Source organism: Prevotella sp. tf2-5, from assembly GCF_900115435.1.
In the GTDB taxonomy this organism is placed as follows: domain Bacteria; phylum Bacteroidota; class Bacteroidia; order Bacteroidales; family Bacteroidaceae; genus Prevotella.
Map to the genome: position 1 here is coordinate 63,223 of NZ_FOWK01000014.1, position 26,743 is coordinate 89,965.

Annotated in this window: 26 protein-coding genes; 23 read left to right on the forward strand and 3 right to left on the reverse strand. The window is 46.1% G+C overall.

The genetic code is table 11. The features are described 5' to 3' along the window. Nucleotides 1-42: 42 nt before the first annotated feature. The 10 genes from tsaB to tsf all read left to right on the forward strand — a co-directional run bounded on the left by tsaB (nt 43) and on the right by tsf (nt 9,038). Nucleotides 43-735: a tRNA (adenosine(37)-N6)-threonylcarbamoyltransferase complex dimerization subunit type 1 TsaB gene (tsaB, locus tag BM257_RS13355; RefSeq protein WP_092073705.1), complete on the forward strand. Its 693-nt coding sequence runs from the start codon at nt 43-45 to the stop codon at nt 733-735. Further along, on the forward strand, nt 732-1,328 hold the full coding sequence (locus BM257_RS13360) for a DUF4290 domain-containing protein (protein ID WP_092073707.1): 597 nt from the start codon (nt 732-734) through the stop codon (nt 1,326-1,328). The genes tsaB and BM257_RS13360 overlap by 4 nt, the downstream gene beginning before the upstream one ends. Beyond that, on the forward strand, nt 1,329-2,645 hold the full coding sequence (murA, locus tag BM257_RS13365; protein WP_092073709.1) for a UDP-N-acetylglucosamine 1-carboxyvinyltransferase: 1,317 nt from the start codon (nt 1,329-1,331) through the stop codon (nt 2,643-2,645). It begins immediately after the preceding gene. Beyond that, on the forward strand, nt 2,642-3,151 hold the full coding sequence (gene rimM, locus BM257_RS13370; protein WP_092073711.1) for a ribosome maturation factor RimM: 510 nt from the start codon (nt 2,642-2,644) through the stop codon (nt 3,149-3,151). Before murA ends, rimM begins: the two co-directional genes overlap by 4 nt. After that, a complete protein-coding gene (locus BM257_RS13375) occupies nt 3,148-4,314 on the forward strand; it encodes a 1-deoxy-D-xylulose-5-phosphate reductoisomerase (RefSeq protein WP_092073713.1) in 1,167 nt (388 codons plus the stop codon). Before rimM ends, BM257_RS13375 begins: the two co-directional genes overlap by 4 nt. A 44-nt stretch (nt 4,315-4,358) precedes the next feature. After that, entirely contained in the window at nt 4,359-5,729 is a 1,371-nt protein-coding gene (gene rseP / locus BM257_RS13380; RefSeq protein WP_092073715.1) for an RIP metalloprotease RseP, read from the forward strand. Between the two features lie 338 nt (nt 5,730-6,067). Further along, nucleotides 6,068-6,535: a 50S ribosomal protein L13 gene (gene rplM / locus BM257_RS13385; protein ID WP_092073717.1), complete on the forward strand. Its 468-nt coding sequence runs from the start codon at nt 6,068-6,070 to the stop codon at nt 6,533-6,535. Nucleotides 6,536-6,546: 11 nt separating this feature from the next. Continuing rightward, nucleotides 6,547-6,933 carry a 30S ribosomal protein S9 gene (gene rpsI, locus BM257_RS13390; RefSeq protein ID WP_092073719.1) on the forward strand — a complete coding sequence of 129 codons (387 nt, stop codon included), beginning with the start codon at nt 6,547-6,549 and terminating at the stop codon, nt 6,931-6,933. Between the two features lie 172 nt (nt 6,934-7,105). After that, entirely contained in the window at nt 7,106-7,972 is an 867-nt protein-coding gene (rpsB, locus tag BM257_RS13395; protein ID WP_092073721.1) for a 30S ribosomal protein S2, read from the forward strand. Nucleotides 7,973-8,042: 70 nt separating this feature from the next. Beyond that, nucleotides 8,043-9,038, forward strand: coding sequence for a translation elongation factor Ts (gene tsf / locus BM257_RS13400; protein WP_092073723.1), 996 nt, complete (start codon nt 8,043-8,045; stop codon nt 9,036-9,038). A 55-nt stretch (nt 9,039-9,093) separates the two neighbouring features. On the opposite strand, the gene BM257_RS13405 is transcribed toward tsf, so the two are convergent. Next, a complete protein-coding gene (locus BM257_RS13405) occupies nt 9,094-10,083 on the reverse strand; it encodes a hypothetical protein (RefSeq protein ID WP_092073725.1) in 990 nt (329 codons plus the stop codon). A gap of 66 nt (nt 10,084-10,149) precedes the next feature. On the opposite strand from BM257_RS13405, the gene BM257_RS13410 reads away from it, so the two are divergent. The 10 genes from BM257_RS13410 (at nt 10,150) to BM257_RS13455 (ending at nt 21,076) form a co-directional block, all read left to right on the forward strand. After that, on the forward strand, nt 10,150-10,767 hold the full coding sequence (locus BM257_RS13410; protein ID WP_092073727.1) for a fumarylacetoacetate hydrolase family protein: 618 nt from the start codon (nt 10,150-10,152) through the stop codon (nt 10,765-10,767). Beyond that, entirely contained in the window at nt 10,768-14,295 is a 3,528-nt protein-coding gene (gene porU / locus BM257_RS13415) for a type IX secretion system sortase PorU (protein ID WP_092073729.1), read from the forward strand. It begins immediately after the preceding gene. 21 nt (nt 14,296-14,316) lie between these two features. Then, the gene (gene porV / locus BM257_RS13420; RefSeq protein WP_092073731.1) at nt 14,317-15,486 is read left to right on the forward strand and encodes a type IX secretion system outer membrane channel protein PorV; all 1,170 of its coding nucleotides are present in this window, start codon (nt 14,317-14,319) and stop codon (nt 15,484-15,486) included. Beyond that, entirely contained in the window at nt 15,483-15,956 is a 474-nt protein-coding gene (gene ispF / locus BM257_RS13425) for a 2-C-methyl-D-erythritol 2,4-cyclodiphosphate synthase (RefSeq protein WP_092073733.1), read from the forward strand. Before porV ends, ispF begins: the two co-directional genes overlap by 4 nt. Nucleotides 15,957-17,131: 1,175 nt before the next feature. Beyond that, nucleotides 17,132-17,887: an ankyrin repeat domain-containing protein gene (locus BM257_RS13430; protein ID WP_092073735.1), complete on the forward strand. Its 756-nt coding sequence runs from the start codon at nt 17,132-17,134 to the stop codon at nt 17,885-17,887. A gap of 469 nt (nt 17,888-18,356) precedes the next feature. Further along, on the forward strand, nt 18,357-19,250 hold the full coding sequence (locus tag BM257_RS13440; RefSeq protein ID WP_092073739.1) for a hypothetical protein: 894 nt from the start codon (nt 18,357-18,359) through the stop codon (nt 19,248-19,250). 151 nt (nt 19,251-19,401) lie between these two features. After that, nucleotides 19,402-19,647, forward strand: a complete 246-nt coding sequence (locus tag BM257_RS14635) for a hypothetical protein (RefSeq protein WP_143096869.1) — start codon at nt 19,402-19,404, stop codon at nt 19,645-19,647. Beyond that, nucleotides 19,647-20,276, forward strand: a complete 630-nt coding sequence (locus BM257_RS13445; protein WP_092073741.1) for a hypothetical protein — start codon at nt 19,647-19,649, stop codon at nt 20,274-20,276. Before BM257_RS14635 ends, BM257_RS13445 begins: the two co-directional genes overlap by 1 nt. A gap of 137 nt (nt 20,277-20,413) precedes the next feature. Further along, a complete protein-coding gene (locus tag BM257_RS13450; protein ID WP_092073742.1) occupies nt 20,414-20,653 on the forward strand; it encodes a DUF4160 domain-containing protein in 240 nt (79 codons plus the stop codon). A 9-nt stretch (nt 20,654-20,662) separates the two neighbouring features. Beyond that, nucleotides 20,663-21,076 (forward strand): DUF2442 domain-containing protein, encoded by a 414-nt coding sequence (locus BM257_RS13455; protein WP_255405840.1) that lies wholly within the window; start codon nt 20,663-20,665, stop codon nt 21,074-21,076. 186 nt (nt 21,077-21,262) lie between these two features. Here BM257_RS13455 and BM257_RS13460 read toward each other — a convergent pair whose 3' ends face one another. Together BM257_RS13460 and aroQ are read right to left on the reverse strand one after the other, a co-directional pair. After that, nucleotides 21,263-21,889, reverse strand: a complete 627-nt coding sequence (locus BM257_RS13460) for an O-methyltransferase (RefSeq protein WP_092073744.1) — start codon at nt 21,887-21,889, stop codon at nt 21,263-21,265. Beyond that, nucleotides 21,886-22,302: a type II 3-dehydroquinate dehydratase gene (gene aroQ, locus BM257_RS13465; protein WP_092073746.1), complete on the reverse strand. Its 417-nt coding sequence runs from the start codon at nt 22,300-22,302 to the stop codon at nt 21,886-21,888. Before aroQ ends, BM257_RS13460 begins: the two co-directional genes overlap by 4 nt. Before the next feature lie 46 nt (nt 22,303-22,348). Here aroQ and xerA point away from each other — a divergent pair, with 46 nt between their 5' ends. The 3 genes from xerA to BM257_RS13480 form a co-directional block, all read left to right on the forward strand. Next, nucleotides 22,349-23,281, forward strand: a complete 933-nt coding sequence (gene xerA, locus BM257_RS13470; protein ID WP_092073748.1) for a site-specific tyrosine recombinase/integron integrase — start codon at nt 22,349-22,351, stop codon at nt 23,279-23,281. Nucleotides 23,282-23,388: 107 nt separating this feature from the next. After that, nucleotides 23,389-26,217, forward strand: a complete 2,829-nt coding sequence (locus BM257_RS13475; RefSeq protein ID WP_092073750.1) for a M16 family metallopeptidase — start codon at nt 23,389-23,391, stop codon at nt 26,215-26,217. Between the two features lie 116 nt (nt 26,218-26,333). Further along, nucleotides 26,334-26,743: S-adenosylmethionine synthetase N-terminal domain-containing protein (locus tag BM257_RS13480; protein WP_304443164.1), on the forward strand; the 410-nt coding region annotated here is incomplete at its 3' end.

Here is a 26,743-nt window from a genome sequence, read left to right on the forward strand (position 1 = left end):
TTTTTTGTACCTTTGCACCTTATAAAATACAAAATAGAAAGAATGGCTTGCATTTTACATATAGAGACCAGTACATCCGTATGCTCTGTGGCGGTATCGGAAGACAGCCATTGTATCTATCATGAGGAGGAACATAGTGGTCCGAATCATGCGGAGCGGCTGGGGTCGATGGTCGATCAGGCTTTGTCATTTACGGACAGTCATGCGATTCCTTTCGATGCTGTCGCCGTGAGCTGTGGTCCCGGTTCCTATACAGGACTGCGCATCGGTGTGTCTATGGCGAAAGGAGTTTGTTATGGTCGTAACCTACAACTGATCGGGGTACCCACCCTCGAACTGCTATGTGTGCCCGTCTTGCTGGGACATGAGGAGATAGAAGATAATGCTTTGCTCTGTCCGATGCTTGACGCACGACGGATGGAGGTGTATGCCGCTCTCTATGACCGCGCCTTGAGAGAGGCTCGTCCTGTGAGTGCCGACGTGGTGACGGCAGATACCTACAAAGAGTGGCTGGATGAACGCCCTGTGTATTTCTTCGGCAATGGTGCCAAGAAATGTATGGAGACCATCAACCACCCCAATGCTCACTATATCGATGGCATAGAGCCTATCGCCAAGTGGATGCAGCCGCTCGCTGAGAAGCGGTTGCTAAATGGTCAGATAGAGGATGTCGCCTATTTCGTGCCATTCTACCTGAAAGATTTCGTAGCCCTGAAACCAAAGAAATTATTATGAACATAGAAGGATTAGACTACAACACGCAACGAGAGAAGTTGCTGATGCCTGAGTACGGACGTGAGATTCAGAAGATGGTCGACCATGCCGTCAGTCTTCCCACCAAGGAAGAGCGACAGCGTTGCGCAGAGACCATCGTTCAACTGATGGAGAGTAAGAACCCACAAATACAGGACAGCGAGAATGCCGAGCAAGCACTCTGGGATCATCTCTACCTGATGAGTCGCAAGCAATTGGACATCGACTGGCCCTTCGACGTGAGCGAGGCTGAGAAAATCCTATTGAAGCCAGCACCGTTGACGCATCCTACCGGTGGTGCCCGTATGCGTCATTACGGTAGACTGATAGAAGAGTTGTTTGAGAAGCTGAAGTCCATGCCTGAAGGAGAGGAGCGTGATGAGTTGGTGCGTCTGACAGCTAACCAGATGAAGCGTGACCTCGCAGCGTGGGGACATGGTTCCATGGATGACGAGAAAGTTGCTGACGACCTTGCCCGCTTTACAGATGGAAAAATACAGCTCGACTTGTCGAGCTTCCGTTTTGAGAGCATGACAGCAACCGGTAACGGGAAAAACAATAAGAAGAAGAAATAAATGGCATCATTCAAGATAGAAGGCGGACACCTGCTGAGTGGTACCATTACGCCACAAGGTGCTAAGAATGAAGCGTTACAGGTCATCTGCGCCACCTTGCTTACTAATGAGCAAATTACTATCCATAATATTCCAGACATCCGTGATGTCAATAACCTCATCCAACTGCTGAAGGATATTGGTGTAACGGTGGAGCATCCGTCAGCCAACACTTTCACATTTCAGGCTGATGCCCTCGACTTAGATTATTTGCAGAGTGACGAGTTCGTGAACAAGTGTGCGCAGTTGCGTGGCTCTGTCATGATGATCGGTCCATTACTGGGACGCATGGGAAAAGCGATTGTTGCCAAACCTGGTGGTGATAAGATCGGACGTCGTCGACTGGACACTCATTTCCTCGGCTTTGAGAAACTGGGTGCCAAGTTCCGTCATGTGCCTGATCGTAACGTCTACGAAATCAAAGCATCCTCCAAGCAAGGGAAGTTGTGCGGTTCTTATATGCTACTCGACGAGGCTTCCGTGACAGGTACGGCGAATATCGTCATGGCGGCAGTCCTCGCTCAAGGTACGACAACGATTTATAACGCGGCTTGTGAACCGTATGTACAACAGCTCTGCCACATGCTCAATGGCATGGGTGCCCATATCAGTGGCATTGGCAGCAACCTCCTAACCATCGAGGGAGTGGAGACCCTTCGTGGTACGGCGCACAGACTATTGCCCGACATGATTGAGGTAGGCTCTTTTATTGGTATGGCGGCAATGGTGGGTGATGGGGTACGTATTAAAGACGTATCATTGAAAGACCTCGGTATTATTCCCGATGCCTTCCGCCGACTGGGCGTAAAGGTGGAGACAGAAGGTGACGACCTATATATCCCCCGACAGAAACATTATGTGGTGGACTCGTTCATCGATGGTACCATCATGACACTTGCTGATGCGCCTTGGCCTGGACTGACCCCAGACCTGCTTAGTGTACTCATCGTTGTAGCTACACAGGCTCGCGGCTCCGTGCTATTCCACCAGAAAATGTTTGAAAGCCGTTTGTTCTTCGTCGACCGCCTTATTGATATGGGTGCACAGATCATCCTTTGTGACCCCCATCGTGCCGTCGTCGTAGGGCATGACCGCAAACTGACACTCCGCGCCAGTAGGATGTCGAGTCCTGATATCCGTGCGGGTATCGCTCTGTTGATTGCTGCCATGAGTGCTAACGGTACCAGTACAATTAGTAATATCGAACAGATAGATCGTGGTTACGAGCATATCGAGGACCGACTGAATGCTTTAGGAGCAAAAATAGAGAGATTATGATCAGACCAGAGGAGGTATATAGGATAGGAAGACTCGGTAAGGCGCATGGTGTCAAGGGAGAGGTGTCGTTCCAGTTTGAGGATGACATCTTCGACCGCATGGATGCCGATTATCTTGTTTTGGACATGGACGGCATTCTCGTGCCTTTCTTCATGGAAGAATACCGTTTCCGCTCTGACTCCCTCGCCCTTGTGAAGTTTTGTGATGTAAACTCACAGGAGCGTGCCTCGGAACTGACAGGTTGTGATGTGTTTTTTCCTCGCGCCTTGGTAGAAGAGGATGATGACCAACTCTCGCTTGCTTCTCTTGTAGGCTTTGACATCGTTGAAGCAGACAATAACAAGAAGGTGGGTGTTATCACCGCTATCGATGACAGCACCGCTAATGTACTGTTTGAGTTGGAAGACGGGCGACTCATCCCTGCCACAGACAACCTCATCACGGAGATCAATACCAAGGAAAGAACGATAAAAATGGAAATCCCTGAGGGATTATTAGAATTATGAAGAAAAGACAAATAGCCATTCTCGGCTCTACAGGGTCGATAGGCACACAGGCTTTACAAGTCATAGAAGAACATAGTGACCTCTATGAAGTATATTGTCTGACGGCAAATAACAAGGTTGAGCTGCTTGCTGAACAGGCACACCGATTTAAGCCTGCTGCCATTGTCATCGCCAACGAGGCTCGCTATGACGAACTGAAACGACTGATGGATGACCTGCCTGAAGTGAAGGTATATGCCGGACAAAAGGCTCTCGACGAGATTGTGGAGGCTGGTCCTATCGATATGGTGTTGACTGCTATGGTGGGATTTGCAGGACTCTCGCCTACGATTCATGCCATCAAGGCACGCAAGGCAATCGCCCTTGCCAACAAAGAGACCTTGGTGGTGGCTGGTGAGCTGATACAAGACCTTGCCACACAATATCATGCACCAATCCTGCCTGTGGATAGTGAGCACTCTGCCATCTTCCAGAGTCTGGTGGGTGAGGACCATAATCCCATCGAAAAGATCCTGCTCACGGCAAGTGGCGGTCCTTTCCGTAACATGACTTTAGAGCAGATTGCTAAAGTCACCAAAGACGATGCTTTACGCCATCCGACATGGGACATGGGAGCGAAGATTACCATTGACTCCGCCTCGATGATGAACAAAGGATTTGAGGTGATAGAGGCAAAATGGCTCTTTGGCGTGAAGGCATCACAGATACAAGTACTGGTTCACCCGCAGAGTATCGTACATAGTGCCGTACAGTTTCAGGATGGTGCCGTCAAGGCACAACTTGGTGTGCCCGATATGCGACTGCCTATCCAATATGCTTTTTCTTATCCCAAGCGTCTCACTCTTACAGGGGAACGTCTTGACCTCTTCGCTGCCCAGAAGCTGGAGTTCTTCGAACCTGATTTGAAGAAGTTCCGCTGTCTTGCCCTTGCTTTCGAGGCTATTCAGCGAGGTGGTAATATGCCATGTATCGTCAATGCTGCCAATGAGATTGTGAATCGTGGTTTCTTGGAAGACAAGTGTAGCTTCCTTCAGATGAGTGACATCATCTCCGAGACCATGGTAAAATGTACTTATGACGCCAATCCGACTTACGATACGTATGTTGCTACCGATGCGGAGGCACGGAGAATCGCTACGGAGTTGATGAGTAATTCAAAATAACGTTATATCGACATTTCGACATATCGAATTAAAATTTATTAATAATGGAAGTATTTTTAATCAGAGTATTACAATTTATTCTTGCCATCTCCTTATTGGTATTACTGCATGAGGGAGGGCATTTCTTCTTCGCCAAGCTCTTTGGAGTGAGGGTGGAGAAGTTTTATATCTTTTTCGACTGGAAGTTCAGTCTGTTTAAGTTTAAACCCAAGAACAGCGATACGGAATATGGGGTGGGCTGGTTACCTTTAGGTGGCTATTGTAAGATAGCAGGTATGATTGACGAGAGTTTTGATACCGAACAGATGAAAAAGCCCGCACAGCCGTGGGAGTTCCGCACCAAGCCTGCATGGCAGCGATTGCTTATTATGATAGGCGGTGTGTTGGTGAATTTCCTGCTTGCCCTGTTTATCTACTCCATGATTCTCTTCTACTGGGGCGATACTTATATCCCCGTCAAGGATATGACGCTGGGTATGAAGTTCAACCAAGAGGCGAAGTCTTATGGCTTCAAGGATGGTGACATTCTCATTGGAACGGAGACGAAGGCTTTCAAGGACTTTAGTGCTGACCTCTATCGTGATATCTCTGAGGCAAAGCGTGTGGATATTATCCGCAATGGTAAGAAGATGAGTATCAACCTGCCTGGTGAGCTGAACCTGTTAGGTATGCTGAAGGCTGACCCAGCCTTCGTTCGTCCCTTGATTCCTGCCAAGGTTGACAGTGTGGTACCTGGTACTCCTGCGGAGAAGATTGGTATCAAGGCAGGCGACCATATCCTTGCGTTAAACGGCAGTCCTGTGGATAGTTATAACGAGTTCATCGACCTCCTTGGTCGTAGACAGGATTTATTGGACACTGCTGCTTCTCCCGCTGACAGTTTGAAGGCACGTACTGTTACCATTGTCTTTGGTCATGAAAGTAAGAAAGATACTGCCAGCGTCATCCTTACCCCAGACTTGAAACTAGGTTTTGTAGTCAGTACGATCGCCGGGCTCTATAAACCCGTCACAAAGGAATATGGTTTCTTGGAGAGTATCCCTGCTGGTATCAAATATGGATGTGATGTCCTTGGCAGCTATGTTGGTGACATGAAATACGTGTTTACGGCAGACGGGGCGAAGTCTCTTGGTGGTTTCGGAGCCATCGGCAGCCTCTTTCCTCCTATGTGGGACTGGTATATGTTCTGGAAGATGACCGCATTCCTCAGCATCATACTCGCCTTTATGAACATCCTTCCCATCCCAGCCCTTGACGGTGGTCACGTACTTTTCCTGCTCTATGAGATGATCACTCGTCGTAAACCCTCGGAGGAGTTCATGATTCGTGCAGAGTATGTGGGCTTTGGCATCCTCATCCTTTTAATGGTGTTTGCCAATTTGAACGACATTCTCCGCTGGTTGGGATATCTATAAAATCTATAGTTACTATAGTCTCTATATATAATAATAAGGTATAAGCAACTGGATAAGTTAAATAATATTAAATCTTTAACTTATCCAGTTCTTCGTTTCCCTGATTCAAGAGAAAAACCGTACCTTTGCAGTCCGATTATTGGGGAGAGGCTTAGAATCCCCGTGGACCTTGTGTAAATAGTAGTGTCTTTGGCCGGGCATTGCGGTTTGTGAATCATGGTTCAGCCGAAAGGCACAGACGTTAGACTGCTGCGGAGCGTTAGACTCTCTGCCGTAGTGTTGTTTGTGTGTAAGAGAAATAGAATAATTGTTTTTTAGTAGTAAAATTTAAAAGTAAAATGGACACTTTAAGTTACAAGACCATTTCCGTATCAAAGGAAGCTGCCCGTGAGCAGAAGGAATGGGTGGTTATCGATGCTACCGATCAGGTAGTAGGCCGCCTCGCTTCTAAGGTTGCGAAACTGATTCGCGGAAAGTACAAGCCCAACTTCACTCCTAACCAGGATTGTGGAGACAACGTAATTATCATCAATGCTGCCAAAGTGAAATTCACTGGCAAAAAAGAGACAGACAAGGTATATACCCGTTATACTGGTTATCCTGGTGGTCAGCGTTTCAGCACTCCTGCTGAACTCCGTAAGACTCCTTATGGTGTTGAGCGTTTCCTGAAACACGCTGTCAAAGGCATGCTGCCAAAAGGTCCTCTTGGACGCAGTCTGCTGAACAACCTTTATATTTACGAGGGAACAGAGCACAAGCACGAGGCTCAGAAGCCAAAAGCAATTGATATTAACCAGTATAAATAATAAGATAGAAGATGGAAGTAATTAATGCAATCGGTCGTCGTAAGAGCTCTGTAGCTCGCGTTTACCTGAGCGAAGGCACAGGCAAGATTACGATCAACAAGAAGGATTTAACAGAGTATTTCCCTTCAGCTATTCTGCAGTACGTGGTTAAGCAGCCGCTGAACCTGCTCGAGGTGGCTGAGAAATATGATATCAAGGCAAACTTGGACGGTGGTGGTTTTACTGGTCAGAGCCAAGCTCTCCGCCTCGCCATTGCTCGTGCATTGGTAAAGGTAAATGCTGAGGATAAAAAAGCCTTGAAGGTACAAGGTTTCCTCACCCGCGATTCTCGTGAGGTTGAGCGTAAGAAGCCAGGTCAGCCAAAGGCTCGTCGTCGCTTCCAGTTCAGTAAGCGTTAATACTGGACTACGTTTAGTATCTAAACAGCTAAGACCTATAGGAACTATAGTGGCTATAGTGACTATAATTACTCAGCTGCTGATTCTAACAAGTAATCGCTTTAGCGCTTTTACCAAGCGCAGCGACTAAAAGAATTAAAAAGAAAGTAAACAATTAAAAAAGAAAAGCAAAATGTCTAGAACAAATTTTGATCAGTTATTACAGGCTGGCTGTCATTTCGGTCACCTGAAGCGTAAGTGGAACCCTGCTATGGCACAGTACATCTATACTGAGCGTAACGGTATCCATATCATTGATCTACACAAGACTGTAGTTAAAATTGACGAGGCTGCAGATGCCTTGAAGCAGATTGCCAAGAGTGGTAAGAAAATTCTGTTCGTCGCTACTAAAAAACAGACGAAGGACATCATCGCTGATAAAGCTACCAGTGTGAACATGCCTTACGTTATTGAGCGTTGGCCGGGTGGTATGTTAACCAACTTCCCGACTATCCGCAAGGCCGTAAAGAAAATGGCGAACATCGATAAGCTGATGCAGGACGGTACTTTCAGCAACCTCTCTAAGCGTGAGTTGCTGCAGATTACCCGCCAGCGTGCTAAGTTGGAGAAGAACCTCGGTTCTATCGCTGACCTGACACGTCTGCCTTCTGCCCTCTTCGTAGTTGACGTACTGAAGGAGCAGATTGCCGTTCGCGAGGCAAACCGTCTGGGTATCCCTGTATTCGGTATCGTAGACACTAACTCTGATCCTAACAATATCGACTTCATCATTCCTGCTAATGATGATGCCAAGGATAGTGTAGAGATTATTCTCACTGCTTGCTGCAATGCCATCAATGAGGGTCTTGAGGAGCGTAAGGTTGAGAAAGCTGACGAGAAGGCTGCTGATGCTCAGGCTGATGCTGAGGCAGAAGAGGTAAAGCCAAAGCGTGCTGCTCGTAAGCCCCGTAAGGCTGCCGACGCACCTGCAGAGGCTCCTGTAGAGGAGGCACCTGTTGCTGAAGAGGCTGCACCTGCTGTAGAAGAGGCCGCAGAGTAATTATCGGAATATCGACATATCGAAATCCCGACATATCGAATTAACAGAATAACGAAAAAGAAAAAAGATTATGGCTATTTCAATAGACGATATCAAGAAGCTTCGCACCATGACCGGCGCTGGTCTTGCTGATGTAAAGAAAGCATTGACTGAGGCTGAGGGCGACTTCGACAAGGCAAAGGAACTGCTCCGCGAGCGTGGACTTGCCATCGCTGCTAAGCGTAGCGACCGTGAGACATCTAATGGTTGTGTTCTCGTAAAGGCTGCTGACGGCTTTGCCGCTATGATTGCCTTGAAGTGTGAGACCGACTTCGTTGCTAATGGTGCAGACTTCATTGCCCTGACTCAAAGCATCCTCGACGCTGCCATCGCTAACAAGTGCAAGGACATCGAGGCTGTAAAGGCTCTGACGATTAACGGTCAGACTGCCCAGGAGGCTGTTACTCAGCGCTCTGGTATCACAGGTGAGAAGATGGAGTTGGATGGCTACCTCGTACTTGAGGGTGAGAACATCGAGGTTTATAACCACATGGGTAAGAATACTCTGTGTACGATGGTACAGCTGAACAAGCCTGCTGCAGAGATTGGTCACAAGATCGCAATGCAGGTAGCTGCCATGAAGCCCGTTGCACTCGATGCAGACAAAGTTGACCAGAAGATTTTGGATGAGGAGTACAAGACCGCTGTTGAGAAGACAAAGCTTGAGCAGGTCGAGAAGTACGTAGAAGTTGTCCTGAAGAAAGCTGGCATCAATCCTAACTTGGTTGACTCAGAGGATCACATCGAGAGCAACATCAAGAAGGGTTGGCTGACAGAGGAGCAAGCAAAGGAGGCTCGTGAGCTGAAGGAGAAGGCTGCTGCTGAGAAGGCTGCAACCCTGAATCCTAACATGATTGAGAATATCGCCAAGGGTCGCGTCCAGAAGTTCTTGAAGGAGAACTGCCTCGTTGATCAGGAATTCCAGTTCGGTGACGGCGACAAGGCTACCGTATCACAGTGGCTTGCCCAGCAGGACAAGGAGTTGAAGATTGTCGACTTCAAGCGTTTCACACTCGTTGCAGAGTAATGATTTACTTGATATAAAAACGCTGGCTCGAAAGAGTCAGCGTTTTTTGTTTTCTTTATTCGTCCCAGTACCGTATCTTTCTCGTTTGTATTACGTTTGTTGTCTGGCTCTGTGCTCCTTTCTCCCAATAAACGATATTCAAGGCATTGCGAGTCCAGTTGCCCATGTCGTCATGGTCCTCGTATTTGTTGCGCATGTTGATGGACATCACACATTCATTTGTCTCGTCAAACACCTTTTGATCGAGATTTAATATCTCGTCTTTCTCATTATAGACATACTCATGGATATAGGTGATATTGGCAGCTTTGTTGGTCAACGTACGCTTCACCAGACGGTTTTGTGCGTCATACTCATAGTTGATAATACTCATTCCCTGTCGTTCCAACATCTTTCCCTGTATCAGATAGCCGTATGCGTCATACTTCCGCTCGGTGATGTCCGGATTCTCCATCTTCCCGTTTCTTGCAAAACGCTCCAGCGGATTCTCCGCTACAGCATTCTCTGTAGTCACCTCCTGCACATGTCCTTTCAGTCCGAAGATAATGGCATCCTTGTAGAAAGGTGTGGAAGGCATATAAAAGAAATTCAGGTCAGAAGAGCCGTTGCCATTGTTGTTCTCGGACACTTTGATGTCACCATATTCCCCCATGAAATATTCTGCTCCGCCACGAGCGATATACTCTCCATACTCTTTCTCCAGTTTGTTTAGGAAATAGGTATGATTACGTGTCAGCATGTCTTTGGTGCGATAGGGACCAATGGTGACATACACCGACTGTACGAAACGATTAGGCAACTGCACGTTAACCATTACCTTGGCACGAATACCATAATAATCACCACGGAAATACAGGTCCTCCCCGTCGTCGGAATTGCCCCATTCCGTGAACCCCTTTTCCTTCAAGGCAACGACGAAGGAGTCCACAGGACCTTCCAGCGGGATACCCATGAAATCCATACAACGGGTATCACGTCGTGACTGTGCCTGAACGCTCGTCATTCCAGCGAGTATCAGCAATAGGATGAGTAACTTTTTCATCATTGTGCTGCAAAGATAATGCATTTTAAGGAAAAATTTCTATCTTTGCAGCATAAAATCATCAAAGACATGAAGATATTCGCTGTAGGCATGAACTACATCCAACACAATAAAGAGCTGGATGGAGCGTTATATAAACCAGAGAAGCCCGTGATTTTCACGAAAGCCGACTCAGCGCTGCTGAAGGACCACAAGCCCTTCTTCATCCCTGACTGGAGTGAACAGGTGGACTATGAGACAGAAATGGTGGTACGTATCTGCCGCTTGGGGAAGAGTATTCCTGAGCGTTTTGCCCATCGCTATTACGATGCGGTGACCGTAGGTATCGACTTCACAGCACGTGACCTCCAGCGGGAAGCACGCAGTCAGGGACATCCCTGGGAGATCTGCAAAGGCTTCGACGGTTCTGCCGTCATCGGTGAGTGGGTGGATATCAACAAGTTCCGAGACATACAGGCGATCCATTTTCATCTCGATATCAACGGCAAGACGGTACAGGAAGGTTGTTCGAGTGACATGCTCTACAAGGTCGATGAGCTGATCGCCTATATCTCACAGTTCTTTACCTTAAAGACGGGTGACTTACTCTATACAGGAACACCAGTAGGTGTTGGTCCTGTCCATATTGACGACCATCTGGAAGGTTGGTTGGAAGAGCGTAAGGTCTTAGAATTTAATTGCAAGTAAATGAGGAGAGCGATACTAAGTCTATTATTGTTATGTTCCTGTCTAACGATAGGAGCACAACGGTTTTACAATCTGACAGCGCCGCAAGTCAGAGTTGACTCTGTATTACCCGTTGTTTCTTATGCCATCCCCCTTTACGACAACTATGCGGACTCTACCTATACTGTCAGTATTGAATATCCGGAGTTCATTCCCATGAGCGATGCTGACATCCAGCATTATCAGCAGATCACCCAGGAAGAGCTGCCCAAACTGCCTAAAATCAGTCAACAAATCGCTGTTTCCCGTAAGAAAGCATCATTAGAGGTGTCTTTTGTCCCTTTAGTATATCGCAATAAGAAATACCAGAAACTTGTCAGTTTCATGCTGAAGGTAAAACCGAAAGCCGTTAAGAAAACAACTTCCAGAAGAGCGGCAGACGGCAAACGTTATGCCGACCATTCCGTATTACTGGAAGGAGAATGGGTCAAGATACGGATACCGAAAACAGGTATTTACCAACTCAGTAACGACCTTCTTCAGAAAGCAGGTTTCACAAATAGAGAAAAGGTGAGAGTCTATGGCTATGGAGGTGCTATGCAACCAGAGCTTCTGACGGCTGATTACCTGAAGGAGACCGATGATCTCCAAGAGATTCCTACGTGTAATGTAGGAGGTCGCCGGCTATTTCATGCCGTCGGTCCTGTCACCTGGAACGAACGACACCAGCGAATCCGCAACCCCTATTCTGACTACGGCTATTATTTCCTCACAGAAAGTGACGGAGAACCGCAAACCATCAGTCAGGAAGCCTTCCTTGCGGCATATTATCCTTTAGAAGATGACCACAACACCCTCTATGAAGTGGATGACTATGCTTGGTTCAAGGGAGGGCGTAACCTCTATGATGCCACTGTCCTGAGAGGAGGAAGCTCTCGTGATTATTCCCTCAAAGCCTCTGGTAATGGTGCAAAAGGTGCGGTGACAGTTGTCGTCACCGCAGACCAGGCGACCTCTGTGTCCGTCAGTGTGAACGGTACCGCAGTGGGGACTGTCACTATTCCTTCGCGTGGCAATTATGACGAGATGCGGATAGGAAGTAAGACCTTCGCAGTCGACAACCTACAGGCTAGCAATCAGGTCAGGATACAACCAGCTAATGGTAATGCGACAGTTCGCCTCGACTACATCTCTTTGTTTGATGAGTCACCGGCAACAGCTCCCGATCTGTCATCCGGCAGTTTCCCCGTACCAGAATATGTAGGGATGATCGCCAATCAAGACCATCATGCCGACGAGGCGGCAGACATGGTTATTATCATCCCGTCGAGTGGGAAGATGGCTCAGCAGGCAAGTCGTCTGAAGACAATCCATGAGGAGCGGGACGGTCTGCGTGTCCGTGTCGTTTTTGCCGACGAGCTCTATAACGAGTTCAGTAGTGGTACCCCAGACGCCAACGCTTATCGCCGTTATATGAAAATGCTCTACGACCGTGCTTCCTCCGAAGAGGACATGCCACGTTACCTCCTGTTGATGGGTGATGCGGCATGGGATAACCGCATGTTGTCGACAGCATGGACGAAGGAGGTCCCTGATGACTTCCTGCTCTGCTATGAGAGTGAGAATTCCTATAGTCATACCGACTGCTATGTGAGCGATGACTATTTCTGTTTGCTTGATGATATGGAGGGCGGTAACATGCTGAGGAGCGACAAGCCAGACATTGCTGTTGGACGTTTCCCTGTACGTACGGCAGACCAGGCAGCGACGATGGTTGACAAGGTGGAGCAATACCTCAGTAACGAGCAGGCAGGAGCCTGGCAGAATACGGTTTGTGTGTTAGGTGACGATGGTAATGAGAACCAGCACATGAAAGACGCCCAGGCGGTAGCCACCCTCGTCGAACAGTTACAACCTGCCTTGCAGGTAAAACGGGTCATGTGGGATGCCTATCCACGTACCAGTACGGCAACGGGCAACCGCTACCCTGATATCACCCGCCTGCTGAAGCAGCAGATGAACAGCGGTGCCCTCATCATGAACTACTCTGGTCATGGGGCGCCTGCCAGTTTCTCCCACGAATACGTATTGACCCTTCAGGATTTTGAGGAAGCAGTCTCCAAGCGTCTTCCCCTGTGGGTAACCGCCTCCTGTGACATCATGCCATTTGACGGACAAGAAGATAATATCGGTGAGACTGCCGTCTTGAGTACGAAGGGAGGAGCCGTTGCGTTCTTCGGCACCACCCGCACCGTTTACCAGTCATACAATCGTATGATGAACCTTGCCTTCACAAACCATTTGCTGAATGGTGGTCACAATCGTGTGGCTATCGGTGAAGCAGTACGTCGGGCAAAGAATCAACTGATACAGACAGGTAGCGACCAGACTGCCAATAAGTTACAATATGCGCTCCTTGGCGACCCTGCACTGAGACTCGCCATCCCCACCAGTCCTGTGATCATCGAGACTATCAACGGACAGGAGATCGCCGATCTTTCCACACCTTTGAAAATCGGAGCAGGTTCCACGGTGGAAGTAGCAGGATATGTCGCTGATATAGACGGACACGTCAACGAGACCTTCTCTGGTGAGATGACAGCCATCGTCCGTGATGCTGCTGAGGAAGTTGTATGTCGTCGTAATGACCCTTCTGAGGCAGAGACCGCTTTCGTCTATACCGATCGTAACAAGATACTCTTCCAAGGCACCGACAGTGTCAGCAGAGGACATTTCAAATTCTCCTTTGCTGTCCCCAAGGATATCAGCTACTCTGACGGGACAGGACTGATCACCATCTATGCCGTCAACAAGGAAAGAGATGAGGAAGCCAACGGATATACCGACAAGGTCGTCTTCAACGGGAGAGGTAGTGGGGAACAAGATACTGATGGACCATCTGTCTTCTGTTATCTCAACAGCAGCTCATTTGTGGATGGCGGCACAGTGAACGCCACTCCTTATTTCATCGCTGAGATCAACGACCCCGACGGTATTAACACAACAGGTAACGGCATCGGTCACGACCTCCAGTTGATTATTGATGGCGAACTGGCTCGCACATACAACCTCAACGACTATTTCCAATATGACTTTGGAAGTTTCACCCAGGGAACGGTAGGCTTCAGCATCCCAGAGCTTAGCGAGGGGCCACATCGCTTACAGTTCCGTGTCTGGGATGTCCTCAACAACTCTACCACCAGTACGTTGAATTTCAAGGTGTCGAAGGACGCGGCACCCACCTTCTTTGATGTGGAGTGTACCCATAACCCTGCCACCACCTCAACGGATATACGTATTATCCACGACCGTGTGGGTAGCAACCTTGATGTCATCCTCGACATCTTCGATATGGCGGGACACCACCTCTGGCAGCACCAGGAGCATGGTACAGCCTATGACAACAGCTATGTCATCAACTGGGATCTCTGTGTTGATGGCGGCCGCCGATTGCATACCGGTGTCTACCTCTATCGTGTCCGTATCAGCAGCGACGGCTCCAGCCAGACCTCTAAAGCCAAGAAAATCATCATTATAAGCAATAAATAAAAACGTCCTGCGTTTAGTAAAATGATGAAAGCAAATAAGATTTATACAACCATTGTCTTCCTGCTGTTCACCATCACAGTGAAAGCACAGGACACCAAGAGCCAGTTCAACCCCATTGAACATGCTGTGGTGTCGCAGACTATTGCCCCTGATGCCCGTGCTGCCGGTATGGGTGATGTGGGAGCCGCTACAGACCCTGATGTCAACTCACAATATTGGAATCCAGCCAAATATCCTTTCTGCATCAGTCGTGCCGGTATCTCCCTGAACTACACCCCTTGGCTCCGCCAATTGGTTAATGATATCAGTCTTGCCTATGTGGCAGGATACTATCGCATCGGTGACTATTCCGCCATCTCCGGCTCCCTGCGTTATTTCTCTCTTGGTGAAGTAATGACCTCTATGGAGGAGAACGCGATGACCGTCAAACCTTATGAGATGTCTATAGATGTCGCCTACTCTCTGATGCTGAGTGAGAAATTCTCCCTTGCCGCTGCTATCCGCTGGCTGTACAGTGACCTCCGCTACGACTATAGCGAGGACTCCTCTCCTGCCTCCGCCTTTGCGGCTGACCTGGCGCTCTACTATAACAACTACATCAATATCGGACAGCGTGAGTGCCAGTTGGGACTTGGAATGAATATATCCAATGTGGGTAGTAAGATTACTTATTTTGGTGACGACCGTTCTAACTTCCTCCCAGCCAACCTTCGTATCGGTGCCTCCTTGATGGTGCCCATCAACGAGTACAACCGCTTTACTATTGCCGCTGATGCCAACAAGCTCCTCGTCCCCACCGTCCCCAAGCAGAACGAGGGTGAGTCGAAGGAAGACTATGAGCAACGTGTCATTGAGGAATACAATGACGTCGGCTCTATCGCTGGTATCTTCAAGAGCTTTGGTGACGCACCAGGTGGTTTCAAGGAAGAGTTGCAGGAAATCCAGTGGAGCGTGGGTGCCGAGTATACGTACCACGACCAGTTTACCCTTCGTGCTGGTTATCATCACCAGAGCGAGAACAAGGGTAACCTCAAATACTTCACTGTCGGTGGTGGCTTCCGTATGAGTGTCTTCTCTCTGGATGTCGGTTATGTCATCGCTACCGCAAAGAGTAATCCTCTTGACCAGACCCTTCGTTTCACCCTTGCCTTCGATATGGACGGCATCAAAGACTTGTTCAGAAGACGATGATACGGGTGGGAATGGGATATGATGTCCACCAGCTCGTCGCAGGTCGTGACCTATGGATGGGGGGTATCAAGTTAGAGCATGAACTAGGTCTCCTCGGACATAGTGATGCCGATGTCCTTATTCATGCCATCTGTGACGCTATCCTCGGAGCTGCTAATATGCGGGATATAGGCTACCACTTCCCAGATACCGCCGCAGAGACAGAGGGTATGGACAGCAAGGTTATCCTCAAGAAGACCATCGAGCTAATCGCCACGAAAGGATATCACTTGGTGAATATCGACGCGACGATCTGTGCCGAGCGTCCAAAGATGAATCCTCATATCCCTGCCATGCAACAATGTATGGCTGCTGTCATTGGCTGCGATGTGGATGCGATTTCCATCAAAGCGACGACCACCGAGAAACTCGGTTTCACAGGCAGACAAGAAGGCATCTCCGCCTATGCTGTTGCTCTGATAGAGAAGTAACTATAGTCTGTCATCAGAATTATGAATTTCTGAAAAACATATAACCATATAACATGATCCCCTTCAAACGCCCTTGTACAAAGGGATTGAAGCATGTTATATGTTGTCAGAACATCTAACATACCGTAAAGCCCCTGTTTATCGGCATTTGAGCCACATCATGTTATAAGGTTATATGTTTTTCGAAAATTCATATAAATCAGGTACCGACTGAAGCCCACTTTGTTACCGACTAACTGTTGTTTTGTTACCGACTAAAGCCCACTTTCATACCGATTAAGGGCTTTATTCGACCCGATTAAAGCCCTCATTTGCTAATCACCCTACCCCATGAACCCTTAACCCTGAACCCTTCGCCCTGCCCCCTTCCCCTATGAAGGCGGCACCTTCAAGGGTCGAAGGTGCCGCCTTCGACCCGAGGAAGCGGCACCTTCGCAGGCAGGAGGTGCCGCCTTCGTAAAACACCCCTGTTAGATGCTTTTTATTCCGATATCTCCTATCTCAGTAAATTCACTGAATTTGGTGAGTAAATTCACTGAATTTACTGAGATAGGAGATATTGTTGTCACCGTTGCCGCTATGTTGTTACCCACAATCCCTTGACAATCAAATACTTTTGCAAGGCGGCAACGGTGACAAGGGTTTTAAAAATTACGTGTAGGGAATGGTGGTACTCTCAATATCAAAGAGATACCCCTAACCTCCAACTAAAAATCCCGCAAACCTCGATAAACAAAGGGCGCAAGACCAGTTGGAGGTTATCTGAACCTCCAACTAACGTCCAACCCACCTCCCACTATGTTAGAGGTTAGTGAGAGCTTAGTTGGAGGTTAGAGCAACCTCCAACTGCCCGCAAACGCCATGTACATCGGCGTTTCAGAAGAAATCAGTTGGAGGTTAGGGGTTTGTCGAAAATCCGACGAAAATCCGGGACGGTTCTCCCTGATCCACTTTTCTGTCTAAACATTTTGTAGAAAGAGATAATAATACTACCTTTGCAACATAATTAATAACTTACGACAATGAAAACAAAACTGAGTATCTTATTTTGGATCACTCAGAACCGTCCCCAAATTTTTATATTTGCCTGGGAAGAATATTGTGAACACCGCTTTAAGATTTTATAACCATCAAATTGACACTGTAATAAAGAAAATTGAGGAGGAACAAAAGAAATGAGGAAGTATATTTTGGTTATATTTGTTACACAGATGATGGTTGCCTGTATTGGAAATGAGAAAGACTATCTGGGGTATGATATAGAACTATGGAAAGATACTGAGGTATGGGATTTTGCAAAATGTATCTCAAAGGGGAAATTTGAGAGAGCGGAGAAAATGCTCAAAGATTATAGTATTGATATTGACTTTAAGGACCCGAAATTTGGAGAAACATTACTTTTTTGGGCAGTATTTAATGATAATTTAGATGCTGTTAAGTTCTTAGTGGATCATGGTGCAAACCCAAATGCCCATAATACCTGTAATGGAACATCTCCGATGGTATTGGCCGCTAGCGGATTTAATTCAATAGAAATTTTGAAGTATTTACTTGAGCATGGTGGTAACCCTAATGACTATGTTAAAGAAAATGAAATACTGTCGTATGGGCGTATATTAGAAACCCCTTTAACAAAAGCAGCATTTATCAGTTTAGAAAAAACAAAAATGATAGTTAAGGCAGGGGGGGATCTGAATTTTTCAGTAAAACCAGGACGAACTGCGTTTTTTAAAGCAGCAATTAGTACTCGTATAGAGATTTTGGATTATTTGTTATTTAATTATAAGCTAGATTATAAAAAGACTTTTACTGTTACAATAAAGGGGGATACCTTGTATTTAAAAGAGATAATGAAAAATAATCCAATTTTACATCCCAATGATAGTATTATATTCATGCGTATTAATGAATACTTAGATTCACAATATTAGGGAAATCTAGTACTAAAAATAGATTAGGAATTGATATTTCTCTGCACGAACTGCAGTATCGAAAAAAGAGTGAAAATGGTTCTGTGGATTGTTGAGAATCGTTCCATCAAGTTTACTCTTGACTGCATGCTTCTGACTGTGCTGCGTTTCATTCATAAATTCTGCTTGTCGGGAGCGTCTGACACAGGGACAGGTACTGTCATGAAACAGTAGGCTCAAAATAGTTTGGAGGACTTTTATGTATAATACATTTGCAATATTGGATAAAATGATGTATCTTTGCATCAGTCAAAGTAAAATGTCAACTATTATGCCTAGAAAGTCAAGAACGCCAAGCGGTACAGGAATCTACCATGTAATGATGCGAGGAAAATCCGGGACGGTTCTCCCTGATCCACTTTTCTGTCTAAACATTTTGTAAAATGAAATAAGAGACGTATCTTTGCAACATAACTAATAACTTACGACAATGAGAACAAAACTGAGTATCTTATTTTGGATCATTCAGAACCGTCCCCAAATTTTTTTGGGGGAAAAAGCGATAAAAATAGTAAAGGTGCTTACATTCCTATTACCGCTATTCGCATCTTGTAAGCAATCGTGTTTTAATGTTCTTACTCATAATGATGTCGGATATTGGTCAGATAGCTGGAAACCAAAAGATCATCATGGCTCTATTATGGAGTTTTCAAAGAAGGACTCAACACTGAAGTACTTAGGTGATACTTGGGCATACGATGATTGGTCACCTGCACTATGGGGGCTAAAATTCAAAATATCTAATGATACATTATTTACTTATGTAAATAGGAATGGAAATGTAAAAATATACGATACCCTTATGGTCGTGTCTTATTCAAATAATATTTTCAATGCCAAAACAAACGACTCATATAATGTTAAATGGCATAGAATATCGACGAGATATGCAAGGAGAATGATGGATAGTCGGGTGAAGTTGTTTTCTTTACTAAAAAGAAATGACCATGACAGGAAGGTAACAGATATTGTTGGTGTCGTGTGGAAACTATACGGTTATGGTGATGTCTCTACAGGAATAGTCAGAAAGTCGAAATCTCTAAAAAACGACTGGATGAGTGTAATAAAGTTCTGGGAAAACGGCACTATGTCAGGCCAATCAACATACAGTAAATTAGGCGGGGCATACACCATCTCTGGATCAAATATAGAAATCATGGACTTTGACAACGGTATTGGACGAGAGGATTATGATGGCAAAGAGTTCTGTAATGTCCTGCCGCAATGCAATAAGTTTAAGATAACGAATAATTGGTTACAGTTGTTCTATAATGATGGCAAGAACTATCTTATTTTCAAAGTGGCGAAAAACTTTAAATATTAAAACGAGATTCAAATGAAGACAGGTGAAACTTAGGAACAGTTCTCAATGATTCACTTTCTTGTGTAAACATTTTGTAGAAAGAGATAATAATACTACCTTTGCAACATAATTAATAACTTACGACAATGAGAACAAAACAGAGTATCTTATTTTGGATCATTCAGAACCGTCCCCAAATTTTTTTAATGTATTAGGTTCTAATTGTGCTGTTACTGTCCAAACTGCTCTCTCAGCAGCGGGTAAAAATCCAGGAACCCCAAAAGATGTATCTTTTTCTCCTTATTCCAATAATGCAGTTTCTTTAGCTGATTATTTAATAAGGGCCAAAGTTCCCAATCATATCTATCGACAAATAAAGACAACTAATCGTGGAAAAGTAATTAAACCTAGAAAATAATGAAAAAAATTATATTTCTTTCCCTTATGTTATTTGGTCTTTTATGGCTAATGTACAATAATGTAAATCACTATATGACTATACTTATATCATATTGGGCTGTAATATTCGGTATAGTTATAACAATACTTTATTTGTTTATTTCCAAGAGATGGAAGAAGAGTTTCATTCTTTTGTTTATCGTTGTATTCTTATCTGTTTTCTTTTACCTATTGGGAGTGCAGACACCTCCAATGTTTAGAGAGGTTTTGGATTGTCATAGTGATTATGTTTCTGATTCAAAAAAATCGAATGCTTTTATATGTGAATATTCATTGATATACAATAGTAAATACAATATTAAGATAAATGACGCTTTTGTGGAGTATCGTCGTGAGTATAAGAATTATTATAGTCGTGAATATAATATTGATAAGAATAGTTCTTGGTTTATTGCAAACATTGAAGACCTATCGGGCTTAGGACAAAAGGGATATGGCGAAAAATGGGAAATAGAAAGAATGAATAGTAGTCGTATCGTCTTGCCTGTTATTATAAAAGATACTATAATATTATATTTAAATGATAAAAAGAACAAGGAATGTGCAGATTCCTTAATATTTAGGCGAATCACCGGGACAGGTATTTGATTCCTATGTAAGAAGGAAGAATTTATACTAAATAAGCATAAAAGTTCATTTTCTTGCTGAATTATTTGGCAGAACCATTTGTGGTATCATAAATAATTCCTATCTTTGTAGCGGAGAAATAATAAAACGAAAGTTATATGCCAGAAGTATTTAGATTTTTTGGGTTCTCGTTCTTTTTCTACAGCAAAGAACACGAGCCGCCACATATCCACGTAGAGGGTAATGGCGGAGTAGCCAAGTTCGAATGGAATGGTACAGGGTTCATCCTCACAGAGAAAGAGGGTATCAAAACGGGCGACTTCCGCAAGGTCAAAGCTGTGATTGATGAGAATGCCGATATTATTATCAAACGTTGGAACGAACATTTTAATAAATAATGGGAGGATATGCCTATGAAGATTAAAGAGATTTGGTTCGATGCCGAACACATTTATGGTCGCGATGAGGAAGGTCGTGAGTACAGCCAGTCGCTGCTGTGGTATCCTAAGTTGCGTACAGCTACCAGCGAAGAAAGAGCCGCATATTCTTTCGGGTTTGATGGCATCCACTGGCGTGGACTCGATGAAGACATTAGTTTCGAGAGTTTTGCTTACGACGATGCAGAACCTTCACCACTACAGCATTTCTTTCTCACTCACAAAGAGATTAATGTTGCAGAGTTTGCCCGTTCAATAGGAATGAACGCTACATTGCTTCGCAACTACATTAATGGTTTCAAGAAACCTTCAGTCGAGCGCACTAACGCTATCCTTGCTCATATCCACAAGTTGGGCAAAGAAATGACGGCTGCGTGTTTCTGAGTAGGGAACACACTTTTGATTCCGAAAAACGAGGTTCTTGCTCTGGCAAGCGACTTCGTCGATGACTGAATGATCCACTTTCCTATCCAATCATTTTGTAGAAAGAGACAAAGGTTGTGCGGATTTTTAATGTTTTTAACTCAAAATCAAAGGGGTGAACAAATCGTTCACCCCTAACAACATTTCTTACTTCTTCCTGATAAGAGTAAGACCATCGCGAAGGGGGAGGATGACCTGTTCCACACGAGGGTCTTGCTGGATGTAGTCGTTGAAAGCGACGATCTCATGAGTCTGTTGGTCTTTCTGGTAAGAAGGGTCTACCACATGACCGTCCCATAAGGTGTTGTCAGCAAGGATAAAGCCCCCTGGACGGAGAACGGAGAGTGTCATCTCGTACGTCTCCCGATAGGTACGCTTGTCACCATCGATAAAGGCGAGGTCAAACTCGATGCCGAGTTTGGGAGCCTCAGTGATGGCATCGCCGATGATAAACGTAATCTTATCGCTGACAGGGGAGTGCTCTATCCAAGGGCGGGTGAAGTCCTCCTGCTCGTCATTGATCTCGAAAGTATAGAGGTGTCCGTCGGCATCCAGACCCTCAGCCATACACAAAGCACTATAGCCGCTGAAAGTCCCTACCTCTAAGATAAAATGTGGACGGATCATCTGCACGAGCATCTTCAGCAACCGACCTTGCAGATGTCCTGATGCCATCCTGCCATGCAGCATGTGGATGTTGGTGGCTCTCCAGAGCTTGTAAAGATAATCGGGCTCTGGCTCAATATGACTTTCTATGTACTCGTCGATGGTCATCCCCTCAGTGCCTCGATGGCTAGACGATAGGAGTCGAGACCGAAACCACAGATGACACCCTTGCAGGCTGCGGATATCATAGAGTGATGGCGGAACTCCTCACGTTGGTGGACATTGGAGATATGTACCTCAATGACGGGTGCCTTCAACGAGCGGATGCAGTCGTGCAACGCCACAGAGGTATGGGTATAGGCTCCTGCGTTCAGCACGATGCCGTCATAGGTAAAGCCTACCTCCTGCATCTTGTTGATGAGCTCGCCCTCCACATTGCTCTGGAAATACTCGATATCTATATCTGGATATCTCGTCTGCAACTGGGGCAGATACTGTTCGAACGACGAGGACCCGTAGATACCTGGCTCACGAGTACCCAACAGGTTAAGGTTGGGACCATTGACTATCAATATTTTCATATTTCGGAAATATTTTGTACTTTTGCGGACAAAAGTACAAAATAAAATGGAAACAGGCAAGAAATCGCAGACAAATCTTGTGAGGAGCTATCAGCGATACCTGAAACTGCAACGTGGTTTTTCACCTAACACGCTGGACGCTTATCGTCGTGACCTCCAGAAACTACTCTCCTATCTGGAAAGGGAAGGGAAGGATGTGTGGGAGATACAGTTGGATGACTTACAGCATTTTGCGGCTACCTTGCATGAAATAGGTATTCATCCTCGTTCCCAGTGCAGGATTCTGAGTGGGGTACGGTCTTTCTTCCGTTATATGGAACTGGACGGCTGGAGGGAGGATGACCCCTCGGAACTGTTGGAGAGTCCTGTCTTGGGAGAACACTTGCCAGAGGTACTCTCCCCAGAGGAGGTCGATATATTGGAGAACTCCATTGATCTCTCGAAATGGGAAGGACAACGAAACAAAGCCATCATAGAGGTGTTGTTCTCTTGTGGGTTACGAGTCAGCGAACTCGTAAATCTGAAACTCTCCGACCTGTATCTCGACGAGCAGTATATACGGATATTCGGCAAAGGGTCAAAAGAGCGGTTGGTTCCTATCTCGCCCAAGGCTATCCGTGAGTTGAATGACTGGTTTGTGGATCGTAACCTCATGAACATCAAGGCTGGTGAGGAGGATTATGTGTTCTTGAACCGGCGTGGTGCCCATCTGACTCGTACCATGATCCTTATCATGATCAAACGACAGGCTGAGGTGGCTGGTATCACCAAGACCATCTCTCCTCATACACTCCGTCATTCCTTTGCCACCGCTCTGTTGGAGGGAGGTGCAGACCTTCGTGCCATACAGGCAATGCTGGGTCATGAGTCCATCGGTACTACCGAGATCTATACCCATATCGACATGTCGACCCTCCGACAAGAAATCTTGGAGCATCACCCAAGGAACATGAAAAAAATCGAAAACACGGAAGAATGATAAAAAACATTAATATTATTGTTTTTTTTCAGATAACCTGTAGTTTTTGTTTACCTTTGTGCGTCTAAAAGATGAAAGTTACTAACATTTAACTATTATATAAAACGATGAGACTTAGAAAATTGTTTGTTGTCGCACTGATAGTCATCGGTTCCGCAACGATGGTGGCTCAGGAAATGCAGATGCCGCCTATTCCCATTGATCCAGCCGTGCGTATCGGTAAACTGGATAATGGACTGACTTATTACATTCGTCACAACAAGTATCCCGAGCATGTGGCAAATTTCTACATTGCCCAGCGCGTAGGCTCTATCAACGAGGATGAGTCCCAGCGTGGACTTGCCCACTTCCTGGAGCACATGGCGTTCAACGGCTCTGAGCACTTCAAGGGGAATGGTATTATCGAGTTCACCCGTTCTTTGGGTGTGGAGTTCGGCAGTGACCTGAACGCCTACACGAGTATCGACCAGACCGTCTATCGTGTCTGCGACGTACCCACCAAGCGTGCTACCGCCCTCGACTCTTGTCTGCTCATCCTGAAAGACTGGTCGAACGGTCTTTCTCTGGAGCCAGAGGAGATTGACAAGGAGCGTGACGTGGTGCATAACGAGTGGCGTCTGGGTGAGGGTCCTTCACAGCGTATGATACAACGTGCTCTGCCGAAGGTCTATCCCGGTTCTAAGTATGGTGTGCGTCTGCCTATCGGACTGATGTCTGTTATCGACAGTTTCAAGCCGCAGACCCTGCGTGCTTACTATCAGAAGTGGTATCGTCCTGACAACCAGGCGATCATTGTTGTTGGTGATGTGGATGTAGACCATATGGAGGCAAAAATCAAGGAGCTTTTCGCTGGTATTAAGGTTGATCCTAATGCACCGAAAGTTGTTGCGGAGGCTGTTCCCGACAATAAGGAGGCTATCTATGTCTATGAGAAAGACAAGGAGATGCAGATGGCTAATGTCTTCGTTATGATGAAGCATGAAGCTACCAAGCCAGAGGAGAAATCCAGTATGGCATATCTCATTCAGGACTATTTGGTCAACGTCATCTCACAGATGATCAACCAGCGCTTGTCTGAGATGACACAGGATGCTGCTTGTCCTTTCTTCCAGGGCTTTGCAGATGACAGCAATTACCTGCTCTCAAGAACTAAGGACTGTTTCGAGCTGATTGGTGTTCCCAAGGAAGGTAAGGAGATGGAGACCTTGCAGGTGCTCTATCGTGAGGCAAGACGTGTCCGTGAGTTCGGTTTCACCGCTACAGAGTATGAGCGTGCCAAGGCTGACTATCTGAGTGGTCTGGAGAAACGCTACACCAATCGTGATAAGCGTAAGAACGCTGAGTTCGGTAATGCCTATCGTGACCATTATCTGGACAACGAGCCAATTCCTCCATTGGATATGCTCTATCAGACGATGCAGATGATAGTTCCCAACATTCCTGTACAGGCAGTCAACCAGGTGTTGCCTGACCTGATTACTCCTACCGACAGCAACCTCGTCGTCATGATTATGGCTCAGGACAAGGAGGGTAAGGTTCATCCTACCGAGAAGGATATGGCTGCTGCCGTAGCTGCCGCACGTGCGGAGAAGATAGAGGCATATGTGGACAATGTGAAAGACGAGCCGTTGGTGGATGTTGCTACCATCAAAGCTGGTAAGATTGTCAAGGAGACAGAGAACAAGACGTTCGGTTATAAGGAACTGACTCTTTCTAACGGTGCCACCGTCATCCTGAAAAAGACAGACTTCAAGGACGATGAGGTACAGATGCAGGCATTCGCCAAGGGAGGAAAGTCACTCTATGGCGCTGCCGACTATACCAACCTGAAGGTGTTTGACCAGGTGATTGGTATCAGTGGACTGGGTAATTTCTCTAGTAACGAGTTGCAGAAGGCACTCGCTGGCAAGGAGTGTAATGCTGATGCCACTATGGGTAATACCCGCCAGTATGTGACAGCTCACTCTACACCCAAGGACTTAGAGACGATGATGCAGATGCAGTATCTGTATTTCACAGGTATCAACAAGGACGATAAGCAGTTCCAGAACCTGATGACGCAGCTGGATATGGCTCTGAAGAACAAGAGCTTGTCACCAGACGCGGTCTTCTCTGACTCTCTGGCTACTACCATGTATGCGTACAATCCTCGTTTCACCCAGCTTGACGTGAAGGACTTGAAGGATATCAACTACGACCGTATCCTGCAAATAGCAAAGGAGCGTTTCCAGAACGCAGGACAGTTTACCTTCATTTTCTGTGGTAATTTCGACGAGCAGACTATCCGTCCGCTGATAGAGCAGTATATCGCATCCCTGCCTGCTACCAAGGAAAAGGAAGAGGAATTCAACGAGATCCTGACCCTTGCCAAAGGTGAGGTGGTTAATCAGTTTAAGGTGAAGACGGAGTCTCCTAAGGCTACAGCTTTTGAGATATGGTATGCTGATGTACCTTATACCTTGGAGAATATCGTGAAGATTGACGCTGTGGGACAGGTGCTCTCTATGATTTACCTGAAGACCATCCGTGAGGACGAGAGTGCCGCTTACTCTTGTGGTGCTTCTGGTCAGTTTAATCTTTCTACTCACCAGCCCAAGGCGATGTTACGGGCATATTGTCCGATGAACCCAGATAAATCGGAACTTGCTGTCCGACTGTTGCACGAGGGTATCGCTAATATGGCGAAGAGCGTGGATGCAGACCAGCTTACTAAGGTGAAAGAGTATATGCTCAAACAGATTGACGTGGATGCCAAGAAAAACGGCTATTGGGTAAATACCATCACTACCTTTAAGGATTATGGACTGGATGTCTACACTGACTATAAGAAGACTGTTGAGTCGTTGACAGTTGAAAATGTGCGTGACTTCCTGAACAACGTTATCCTGAAGAGTGGAAATCATGTGGAGATTATCATGACCCCGGAGACAAAATAACCCATCTCACTTCATAACAAAAACGGCTTGTCTCGTAAAAGATGCAAGCCGTTTTATTTTGTCATGTCCCGAAAACTCCGTACCTTTGCACCCGGAAAATATAATAAAGAAAAGATATGTCATATTTATTCTCTTCAGAATCCGTATCAGAGGGGCATCCTGACAAGGTTGCCGACCAGATTAGTGACGCTATTCTCGACCAGTTTCTCGCTTATGACGACCATGCCCGAGTCGCCTGTGAGTCGTTTGTGACGACAGGACAAGTGGTGATTATGGGTGAGGTACGCAGCGAGGTGTATATCGATCTACAGACCATCGCCCGCAATACGATCAAAAAAATCGGCTATACGAAGGCTGAATACCAGTTTGACGGGAACTCCTGTGGTATCCTGACGGCTATTCATGAACAGAGTGAGGACATCAATCGTGGTGTAGACCGTGAGGATGACGAGAATCAGGGAGCTGGCGACCAAGGTATGATGTTTGGCTATGCCACTAACGAGACAGAGAGCCTGATGCCTGTATC

Bases quoted from the DNA above. Each gene is read 5' to 3' on its own strand.
- tsaB (WP_092073705.1), top strand. From the start codon at position 43: ATGGCTTGCATTTTACATATAGAGACCAGTACATCCGTATGCTCTGTG.
- BM257_RS13360 (WP_092073707.1), top strand. From the start codon at position 732: ATGAACATAGAAGGATTAGACTACAACACGCAACGAGAGAAGTTGCTG.
- murA (WP_092073709.1), top strand. From the start codon at position 1,329: ATGGCATCATTCAAGATAGAAGGCGGACACCTGCTGAGTGGTACCATT.
- rimM (WP_092073711.1), top strand. From the start codon at position 2,642: ATGATCAGACCAGAGGAGGTATATAGGATAGGAAGACTCGGTAAGGCG.
- BM257_RS13375 (WP_092073713.1), top strand. From the start codon at position 3,148: ATGAAGAAAAGACAAATAGCCATTCTCGGCTCTACAGGGTCGATAGGC.
- rseP (WP_092073715.1), top strand. From the start codon at position 4,359: ATGGAAGTATTTTTAATCAGAGTATTACAATTTATTCTTGCCATCTCC.
- rplM (WP_092073717.1), top strand. From the start codon at position 6,068: ATGGACACTTTAAGTTACAAGACCATTTCCGTATCAAAGGAAGCTGCC.
- rpsI (WP_092073719.1), top strand. From the start codon at position 6,547: ATGGAAGTAATTAATGCAATCGGTCGTCGTAAGAGCTCTGTAGCTCGC.
- rpsB (WP_092073721.1), top strand. From the start codon at position 7,106: ATGTCTAGAACAAATTTTGATCAGTTATTACAGGCTGGCTGTCATTTC.
- tsf (WP_092073723.1), top strand. From the start codon at position 8,043: ATGGCTATTTCAATAGACGATATCAAGAAGCTTCGCACCATGACCGGC.
- BM257_RS13405 (WP_092073725.1), bottom strand. From the start codon at position 10,083: ATGATGAAAAAGTTACTCATCCTATTGCTGATACTCGCTGGAATGACG.
- BM257_RS13410 (WP_092073727.1), top strand. From the start codon at position 10,150: ATGAAGATATTCGCTGTAGGCATGAACTACATCCAACACAATAAAGAG.
- porU (WP_092073729.1), top strand. From the start codon at position 10,768: ATGAGGAGAGCGATACTAAGTCTATTATTGTTATGTTCCTGTCTAACG.
- porV (WP_092073731.1), top strand. From the start codon at position 14,317: ATGATGAAAGCAAATAAGATTTATACAACCATTGTCTTCCTGCTGTTC.
- ispF (WP_092073733.1), top strand. From the start codon at position 15,483: ATGATACGGGTGGGAATGGGATATGATGTCCACCAGCTCGTCGCAGGT.
- BM257_RS13430 (WP_092073735.1), top strand. From the start codon at position 17,132: ATGAGGAAGTATATTTTGGTTATATTTGTTACACAGATGATGGTTGCC.
- BM257_RS13440 (WP_092073739.1), top strand. From the start codon at position 18,357: ATGAGAACAAAACTGAGTATCTTATTTTGGATCATTCAGAACCGTCCC.
- BM257_RS13445 (WP_092073741.1), top strand. From the start codon at position 19,647: ATGAAAAAAATTATATTTCTTTCCCTTATGTTATTTGGTCTTTTATGG.
- BM257_RS13450 (WP_092073742.1), top strand. From the start codon at position 20,414: ATGCCAGAAGTATTTAGATTTTTTGGGTTCTCGTTCTTTTTCTACAGC.
- BM257_RS13455 (WP_255405840.1), top strand. From the start codon at position 20,663: ATGCCTATGAAGATTAAAGAGATTTGGTTCGATGCCGAACACATTTAT.
- BM257_RS13460 (WP_092073744.1), bottom strand. From the start codon at position 21,889: ATGACCATCGACGAGTACATAGAAAGTCATATTGAGCCAGAGCCCGAT.
- aroQ (WP_092073746.1), bottom strand. From the start codon at position 22,302: ATGAAAATATTGATAGTCAATGGTCCCAACCTTAACCTGTTGGGTACT.
- xerA (WP_092073748.1), top strand. From the start codon at position 22,349: ATGGAAACAGGCAAGAAATCGCAGACAAATCTTGTGAGGAGCTATCAG.
- BM257_RS13475 (WP_092073750.1), top strand. From the start codon at position 23,389: ATGAGACTTAGAAAATTGTTTGTTGTCGCACTGATAGTCATCGGTTCC.